The sequence below is a fragment of the Flavobacterium sp. genome (assembly GCF_049318325.1).
Taxonomy (GTDB): Bacteria; Bacteroidota; Bacteroidia; order Flavobacteriales; family Flavobacteriaceae; genus Flavobacterium.
On sequence record NZ_JBMOGQ010000003.1, the window covers coordinates 36646 to 45452 of the forward strand.

The 8807-nt window shown below is 30.7% G+C and carries 10 protein-coding genes; all 10 read right to left on the reverse strand.

Going from position 1 to position 8807, the window contains the following annotated elements; translation table 11 throughout:
* Window positions 1–8 precede the first annotated feature (8 nt).
* Window positions 9–428, reverse strand: coding sequence for a GxxExxY protein (locus ACOYLP_RS01025; protein WP_422854307.1), 420 nt, complete (start codon window positions 426–428; stop codon window positions 9–11).
* Window positions 385–1215: a type I methionyl aminopeptidase gene (map, locus tag ACOYLP_RS01030; protein ID WP_422854308.1), complete on the reverse strand. Its 831-nt coding sequence runs from the start codon at window positions 1213–1215 to the stop codon at window positions 385–387. Before map ends, ACOYLP_RS01025 begins: the two co-directional genes overlap by 44 nt.
* A gap of 75 nt (window positions 1216–1290) precedes the next feature.
* Window positions 1291–2679, reverse strand: a complete 1389-nt coding sequence (locus tag ACOYLP_RS01035) for a TolC family protein (RefSeq protein ID WP_422854309.1) — start codon at window positions 2677–2679, stop codon at window positions 1291–1293.
* On the reverse strand, window positions 2679–4028 hold the full coding sequence (locus tag ACOYLP_RS01040; protein ID WP_422854310.1) for an HlyD family secretion protein: 1350 nt from the start codon (window positions 4026–4028) through the stop codon (window positions 2679–2681). The genes ACOYLP_RS01035 and ACOYLP_RS01040 overlap by 1 nt, the downstream gene beginning before the upstream one ends.
* A gap of 2 nt (window positions 4029–4030) precedes the next feature.
* Window positions 4031–5692: a peptidase domain-containing ABC transporter gene (locus ACOYLP_RS01045; protein WP_422854318.1), complete on the reverse strand. Its 1662-nt coding sequence runs from the start codon at window positions 5690–5692 to the stop codon at window positions 4031–4033.
* A gap of 8 nt (window positions 5693–5700) precedes the next feature.
* Window positions 5701–6375 (reverse strand): TetR/AcrR family transcriptional regulator, encoded by a 675-nt coding sequence (locus ACOYLP_RS01050; protein WP_422854311.1) that lies wholly within the window; start codon window positions 6373–6375, stop codon window positions 5701–5703.
* Window positions 6376–6378: 3 nt separating this feature from the next.
* Window positions 6379–7104, reverse strand: coding sequence for a DUF2490 domain-containing protein (locus ACOYLP_RS01055; RefSeq protein WP_422854312.1), 726 nt, complete (start codon window positions 7102–7104; stop codon window positions 6379–6381).
* 318 nt (window positions 7105–7422) lie between these two features.
* Window positions 7423–7830: a type II toxin-antitoxin system VapC family toxin gene (locus ACOYLP_RS01060; protein WP_422854313.1), complete on the reverse strand. Its 408-nt coding sequence runs from the start codon at window positions 7828–7830 to the stop codon at window positions 7423–7425.
* Complete coding sequence (locus ACOYLP_RS01065; RefSeq protein WP_422854314.1) at window positions 7830–8072, reverse strand: DUF6364 family protein; 243 nt, start codon at window positions 8070–8072, stop codon at window positions 7830–7832. Before ACOYLP_RS01065 ends, ACOYLP_RS01060 begins: the two co-directional genes overlap by 1 nt.
* Window positions 8073–8286: 214 nt before the next feature.
* Entirely contained in the window at window positions 8287–8622 is a 336-nt protein-coding gene (locus ACOYLP_RS01070) for a hypothetical protein (RefSeq protein WP_422854315.1), read from the reverse strand.
* Window positions 8623–8807 lie beyond the last annotated feature (185 nt).

Sequence of the window (8807 nt, forward strand, 5' to 3'; positions counted from 1 at the left end):
AGATTAAATTATAGAATAACACGTTTGTATTTTAAACTATCTTCACCAAAATTGATTAGTAAACCAATCTTGTTTTTAGAAGCAGCTAAATAGTTTAAGGTTTGTTTTAATTCACTTTTAGATAGTTTTTCAATGGCTTTAAGTTCTAATATAATTTCATCAAAAACTGTAAAATCAGAAAAATAATACCTAGGAAGCACAATGCCTTTGTATTCAATGTTGTATTTCTTTTCTCTTTCGTATGGGATATTATTCATTTTAAACTCATATTCCAAAGCATCACCATATACATTTTCATTATGCCCTTTGCCAAGAATTTTGTGGACTTCCATGCACAAACCAATTATTTGATAGGTTTCTTCTTTTAGATAAAAATCTTCCACCCTAAAATCTGTGGAAATTTGTGGAATCTGTGTTTCTGAATTCATCTTCCTCATTACTTATAATTCTTAATGCTTTGTATATATAGTCGAAAGTTGAAAGCAATTCAGGTTTACCATTTACCAAAGCTACATTATGTTCAAAATGAGCACTTGGTTTTCCGTCAGCAGTCAGAATTGTCCAACCGTCTTTTAATTGCTTGATGTTTTTGGTTCCCATATTAATCATCGGTTCAATGGCAACGACCATTCCTTCGACGAATAATTTACCGCGACCACGTTTCCCATAGTTTGGCATTTCTGGATCTTCGTGCATTTTGGTTCCTAGTCCGTGACCTACCAATTCACGCACTACACCATATCCGTGAGATTCACAATATTTTTGAATGGCATTGCCAACGTCTTCTACTCGGTTTCCAGCTTTGAATTCTCTCATTCCTACGTAAAGAGATTCTTTAGTAACTTTTAAAAGTTTCTTTACTTCCGGAGCAACTTCACCAATTTCAAAAGAGTAAGCATGATCCCCGTAAAATCCGTTTTTCAATACACCACAGTCAACCGAAACAACATCGCCTTCTTGCAACGGAATGTTATTTGGGATTCCGTGTACAACCTGTGCATTCGGACTAACACAAAGTGAATTTGGGAAACCATAGAGTCCAAGAAAACCTGGAATACCGCCATTATCTTTAATAAATTCTTCTGCTAGTTTATCTAATTCTAAAGTGGTTACACCAGGTTTAATCACTTTGGCAACTTCTCCTAAAGTTTTAGAAACCAATAAAGCACTTTCGCGCATTAATTCAATTTCTTCGGCAGTTTTTGGAATAATCATGTATAGTAAATTTTACTTTGTTCCTTTGAACATTGGACTCGGTTCAGTTGGCAAAAGTAATTATTTTAACTTTAGTTATTCTGGATTTGCCATGATTTTAAATAGTTCAGCATTGGATACAAAAAACCTATTCTCGACATTTATTTTTGATAATTGACTAAGCACAAGATTGTTTTCTCTAGTGTTGATTAAGAAAATAGAGCTTTCTCCAAAGGAAAATAAACGTTCTTCAGAAGTCAGCATCGTATTATTATCTTTTACTAAATCAGAAATAATATCTTCTTGTTTTAATAAAGATGTAATCTCAATTTGTTGCGCATTAATTTTGTTTTTCAGTTGTACCCTTTCTAAATCTAGTTCAAGTTGTGCATCTTGAACTTTAAATTTAGCAATTTTTAAACTACCTCTTTCCTTTCTTAAGAACAAAGGGAATGAGAAATTTAAACCTACTTTATAATCTTGAAATTTATAATCATCGAAATAGCTTGGCTCTGATAAGTAGGAGTATCCTAAATCAATTTTTGATAAGAGCATGTTAGCTTTCAGTTTTTTGTCAACAGTTAAAATATCGACTTTATTTTGAAGCGCATTAATTTTGGGATGATTTGTAATAGAAATATCAGTATTTAATAATTCATTGGTTCGTAATGTTTCTTGAATGGTTTGTTGTAAATTTTCTTCGGGGATTAATTCATCAGCTAACTCGAGCGGAATGTTGTTTTCGAGCCAAAGAAAATTGGATAATTCGAGCTTGGCTTTATTTAATTTCAATTTAGAATCTTCTAAACTCAACAACCGATTTTTTACAATTATCCCTGCTTCGACACTATCAATAGAAGGTTTGTCACCTTCTCTTATAAGTGATTTTACACCTATAAATCTGACTTGTGCATTTTTGGCATAGGTTTCATAAAGCTTCATTTCATTATAATTTCTTTTCCAATTAAAATAGGCTACAGAAGCATCAAATAAAACCGCGATGGCTTGAAGTTTTTGTTCAGCTTCGCTTAATTTGATTTGTAATTTTGCTTTTCGTAAGTCAGCCATTCGTTGGTTGATAAACAGACCTTGTCCAAGAGGAATGCTTATTCCTAATGAAGTTAATCCTTGATTTGGGACAGTGTTCTCAGGATTGAGATAAATGCCTTCATTGTTATCAAAACCTACTTTTACTTCTATACCATACCAGGTTGGAATATTGAAACTACTGTTGAGAATTGAGTAATATTCACTGTCTTTAAATTTCTTTTGTTCAAAATCTACTTCAATTTTTGGATCAAAACCACCACGTGCCATCATTAAGTTTGCTTGTGCAGCGCCAATATTTAAAGCCGCACTTTTAACCATTGGATGGTATTTTTTCACAAAACCTAAAAATTCGTTATAGGTAAATTCTTTTTGAGTCATCGTTTGACCAACCCCCAAAAAACTAATAAATAAAAATCCAAAAACTATTGATTTCATTATTTTTTTTCTTTTTGTGAATTTCCACTTTTTGGTTGATAATAATTTGGAGGAAATCCGTTTAGGTTTCTCCAAAGTTCAAACCAAACTGGAACATTATCTAGTAATGCTAAGGTTTGAGCACCAGATCCAATACTTATTTGTTTTGGCCAAGGTTCTTCTTCTGCATCAGGTGCAATTAAAACTCTAAATTTACCATTATCACTAATAAAATTTTCGACAGCAACAATTTTTCCGCCAAAAGTTCCATAGCTCATATTAGGCCAACCTGAAAATACTATTGTAGGCCAACCATCAAACCAAACTCTTACTTTTTCTCCTTTATGAACCAAAGGCAAATCGGTTGGAGTTACATAAGTTTCAACAGCAATGTCATATTTTGATGGCATGATACTAACTATTTGAGTTCCTTCTTTTATAGTTTCTCCAATTCCTGACTGTAAAGCTCTATTAACATAACCACTTTGTGGGGCTTTAATATAGTACATTCCGTTTCGGATTTGATAATTAGTATATTGGTTTTTTAATTTGTTTACTTGAGCTTCGGTATCATATTGATTGCTTAATGCGGTATATTGATCACTTCTTGCTTTTTGTTCTTTTTCATTGTATTCAGCCATGATTCGATTGACTTCTACTCTCGCATTAATTAGTTCATTCTCGCTGGCTAAAAGTTTGTTTTCTTGTGTGATGATTTTAGCGTCAACTTCTTGTAGTTTTAGTCTTTTTTCTTCAACATCAGTTAATGGTTTTAGACCTTCTTTGTTTAAAGCAATTGCACGATTGAATTGGGTATTGGCAATTTTCACTTGAGTTCTAACCGCTATTAAATCAATACTGTCGCTTTTTACTTTAAGATAACTTTGTCTAATTTTATTTTTAGCTTGTTGAAGTTTCAAATTCTTTTCGCTTTGTATAGCCGCAATTTGAGCTGAAAGTGTAGTTACTTTTCCACCATAAGAAACTTGCGCCATTTCTTTTGCCTTCATTTGACTTTCTGTATTTTTAACTAAGTTCGGATCAAGGTAATCTTCTTTTGTTTCAGAAATGAATAAAATAGTATCACCTTTGTTTACAAAATCTCCTTCTTTAACATACCATTTTTCTATCCTACCTGCGATAGCCGTATGAATAGTTTGTGGTCGTTGATCTGGTTTAAGAGTTGTTACCGCTCCAGAACCAGAAATATTTTGGGTCCAAGGCAGAAATAAAATGATTAATCCAAGCATGCAAACACCAAAAATAATTTTATTTAATACCTTATAATGTGGCCTGTAGCTTAAGTTTTTTACTGTGCTAAAATGTTCAATTTTTTCAGTAATCAAGTTGTTGTTAGAAATATTGAGCATGATTAAATAGTTTTAGTGTCGTTACTGATTTTTCCTTCTTGCATAGTTATTTTTCGTGTGCATTTTTCTTTCCAATAAGGGTTTTTGGAAGACACAATTAATGTCCATTTATTTTCATTTGAAGTTAAAAAGTCAATGATTTCTTTAGCAACATCAGCATCCATTCGGTCTAAAGCATCTTCATAAAAAAGAATTTTTGGTTTATTCACAATGCTCCTTGCTAAAAGAATTTTTTGAGCATTAGAAGAAGAGAGTTGTTTCCCTTCTGGAAAAATTTTTGTTTCCAACCCTTTTGGTAACGATTTAATAAATGAGCCTAATTTTACACTTTCAATCGCCCATTTAATATTTTCTTGAGTAATAGCAGGATTATTGAAAGTTATATTCTCTAAAATGGTTCCTTCAAATGGCGTTTCACCGTTAATAATTGTTGCAATTTGGGAACGATATTGTTGTAAATCTATTTTTCTATAAGTATCATCATTAATAAAAAAGGCTCCCGAAGTAGGCTGGATAAGTCCTGATAATATTCTAATTAAAGTGGTTTTTCCGGAACCATTATCGCCGTCTAAGAGTATTTTTTCAGAATTTTCTATTTTAAAACTAATTTTATTTAAGACATTAGCTGTTGATTCAGGAAACTTATAATTAATATTTTCAGCTTCTATTGAAATGTTATTATAACATATTTCATTGGTTATGCTTTGCGAAGTTTCTATCTGGAAATCAGTTATTTGCCCAATTTTTTCAACTGCAGTTAAAACATCATACAATGTTTCTAAACCTACTACAATTTTCTCTACTGAATTTATTACCAATAAAATGATGATTTCTGCAGCCACAAATTGGCCTATATTCATTTTTTGATTCAGTACTAAATAGCCTCCAATAAAAAGCAATCCCGCAGTAATAATCACTTTAAAAATGATCAATTGAAAGTATTGTCTTTTTATTATTTCAAAGTGTTTTTCTCTATAGTCTAAATATTGAGATACTAAGTTGTTATTTTTATTTAATGCAAATTCAAAACTTGTTTCTTTTCTAAAGCTGAAATTATTGCGCGCTATTTCTTGTAGCCAACTCACTACTTTATACTTGAATTTAGATTCTTTTAAACTGGTTGATAGTCCGGAATTATAGGAAAATTTAAAAATGATATAAAGTAAGAAGAGTAATGTTAACCCAAAGAAAATAAAAAACGGATGATACAATGAAAGCAAAATAATCCCAAAAACAATCTGAAGTAATGCGGTAGAAAAATCTATCAATAATTTTGAAGCTCCTTTCTGAATAGTTATAGTATCAAAAAAACGATTGGCTAATTCTGGTGGGTATTGATTATATAGTTCTTCGAACTTAATTTTTGGTAAACGATAACCAAATTCAAAAGAAGAGCGAACAAATATTTTTTGTTGTAAATTTTCAGTGATTCTAAGTTGCATGATGGATAAAATGCCAACTAAAGCAACTCCAATAATTACAATTATGACTAAAACAATCCAAGAAACGCTTACTCTTCCGGATTGTATAAGATTAATAATAGCCTGTATTCCCAGCGGCAAAGATAAACTTACCAATCCAGCAAAAATAGCATAGAAAAAGACTTGAGAAATATCTCTTTTGTCTAATTTTAATAAATTAATTAATCGTTGTAATGGCGATATTGACATGATTATGATTTTAAAGTTTGGGCAACTAAGTTTAAATAGAATTCGGTTGGCGATATGTTTTCATTACAATTTGTTATGGTTTTCAAATGGGTTTTAAGAAAATGTTGGTGTAATGCGCCTTCTACAATTGATGAAGCTAAGCTTTTAGAATAGGCATATTGAGGATTCACTACTTCAATCATGGCTACTAATCTATTGATAACTCTTTTATATATTAAGAAAAAACCTTCTTTGTTTTCAGTATCTATTTCTTTAGTCATCATTGTTTTGGTAAACTCTGTAATAATAATTTTATTTAGAATAGATTCATTTATATGTTCGGTTTGGCTGTCGTCTTCAATTTTTTGAGTGACTACCATGATGGCTTTGTTTAATTTTTCTATTGGACTTTCTATATTATTGGTAATAAAAACCAATCTATATTCAATCCAACTCCAATACCACGAAGAGAGATAAACTAATAATTTGTGTTTGCTTTCAAAATAGCGGTAAATAGAACTCTCATTAGAGCCAATCCGTTCGCCAAGCTTTTTAAAAGTAAAATTTTCAAAACCAATTTCATCGATTAAGATGATGCTTTCCTGAATAATCTTTCTGCCAAGCGATGAAGTCTCAGGGTCTTTGACATATATTTTGTCATTAATTTGGATTTTTAACGATAATAATAAATTATTCATTTTTTAATCATTTGTTGAAGGATGAAAATCATGATTTCCCTTTTGTTTTAAATCAAAATTGTATAGTAATGAAATGTTAAAAAAATCGCGTCCCGTTTCGTCGTTAATTTTATAATCAAATTGATAAATATATCCAGTTTGAATCGCTAAATTTTCTGAAAACTCATAACCACCTCCTATAAAAAGTCGGTTTCTTTCAAAAAATGGCTCCTTGTCTGTAAAGAAAATTTCATTCCAAGCACTCAAATAAAAGGTTTTGGGTTCTATTTTTTTTTCTTGTAAAGGAATCGTGGCTGATAATCTATACCTAAATCTATTTCGGAATCCGTTTGAAGTAAATCGTTGTTCCGCTCGGTATCGATGTTCAAAAACGATATAATCAAAAGGGTTTTTTAAATTGACTTGAGCCCAAGTTCGAATTTCATTATTTTGAATGGGTGATTCAAAATTTCCACCTTCGCTATAAGTATTGTAATCTCCAATACCTGTTGTAACCGAAAAATTAGGTTTTATTTTATAAGTCATTCCTGCTTTTAACTCATAATAATGAAATTCATCATAAAATGATAAACTCCGAATTTGGCCTTCAGAAAACACACTCCATTTCGGATTTATTTTCATTGTTACATTTAGAATGTTCCATGAACCAAGATTATTTTTTTCTTGAGAAAAAGCAACTTGGCTAGTACTTGTAAATGCAATTAAAAGGATTAATATTTTTAGTTTCAAAATCTCAATAATAATTTATTTGCAAATATAATAGTATTACTATCAAAAAAGAAATTTTAACTTTTATTTAATTTTTTATTTTCTGATAATTAGTTTTATCTTCAATATAAAACAATAAAATTCTAACACTAATTTGCGAAATCAGTATTGTTCATTTTTTTTAACAAGAAGTTGGTGTTGTTTCTACTAGGATTCATGTGCAATAGCTCATTGCCGAAAAAGGCATAGCCGATTTATATGGTAAAAGCTCTTACGAAGTGCAAACGTGAATTTAATACAAGTATGGAATTGCGAGAAACGGGAGTTAGCAGCAGGCACTTATTTCTTTAAGTATTCTTTTGCTGTCATAATTGGCAGCTTCGAATTCTTAAAGTCTTTTTTATTTCTCGTAATTATAATATCAATTCCATTTTCTATAGCAGTATGATATTGAATTGCATCTTCAAAATCTCTGAAATCCGAAACTAAAGCAAGTTCTACAATTTTATCATCTAATGGGGAAACTTCTACCAACACTTTAAATTTGATTAATGTTTTTCTAGCTTCATCAAGTTTTTGGTGTTTAGAAAGTAAATAATGTGTATTTGCAAAAGTTAAAGCGGAAACATAAAGCCCAACTTTTTTATTGTCCGCAAGCGTAAACAATTCTTGCGCTTCTTGAAAAAAATCTTCTCGTTTAGAAAGTAAGTCTATGACGATATTTGTGTCAACTAAAAGTTTTTCCATTATGAATATTTTTCAGAAAGATAATCTTTGTAATCATTTCTGTCATCATAGTTTCCACTCGGAATAACTCCAGTTAAGCTCTGTACTAATGGACTAATTTTGGATTTTTTCTCTGATCTTTTTGTTAGAGAATCAAGATAATTTTCGATAAGTTTAGAAAGGCTTATGCTATTATCTTTCGCATAGTTTTTCGCTTGGTCTATTATGCCTTTGTCAAGATTTAATGTGAGTTTAGTATTCATAATAAATTTATTTACGTACAAAAATAATAATTTACTACGTAAACGTCTAATTTATTTCGATTTTTTTGGCGCTTACTGGTAACGTTTCGCTGACAGAAGACTGTCGTGGCTAAGGAACTGAGTTTTTTCTAAATTTAGAAAAAACGAAAATAGGAAAATAAAATTACCGAAAACCAGAGATTGCGTTTGTCAGTTGTTATGGCTTGGTCGCAACTTAAGAAACTAATTCTTTTTTCTTTTTCACTATGAAATAGTAAACTAAACTGTAAAGAATTAGAAGTACAGGAGAAAAAAATATATAAAACATAATTACTTTGAGAGGCCATCCAACTCCCAACATATTCTTTTCTAAAACGTTTACTTTGTCCAAATTTTCAACATCTACATTTTCAAATCTTTCAGCGCTATTCATAGCCTCAAAATTATAGCCGTAATGTGTAAGTAAAATATGATTTGAAAAATCACCCCACCAACCCATAATCACTATTAAAATAAAGGTTATTAAAATTCCCAAAATGATATAGCCAATGAAATTTTTACGCCACTTCATTTTATTAAAACAATATATCACGAAAAATGGAGAAGCGATTAGACTTGCAAGTAGTGTAAATGTTATAATCTTTACAAGAATCTCCATTTTTTTTACTGTTTTATATCCCGGTTTCTAAAGCGATCAGCCATAACGTTCCCACGCTTGGCGTCAGTTGCGAACTTCGGAACTGATTATTTTCTGTT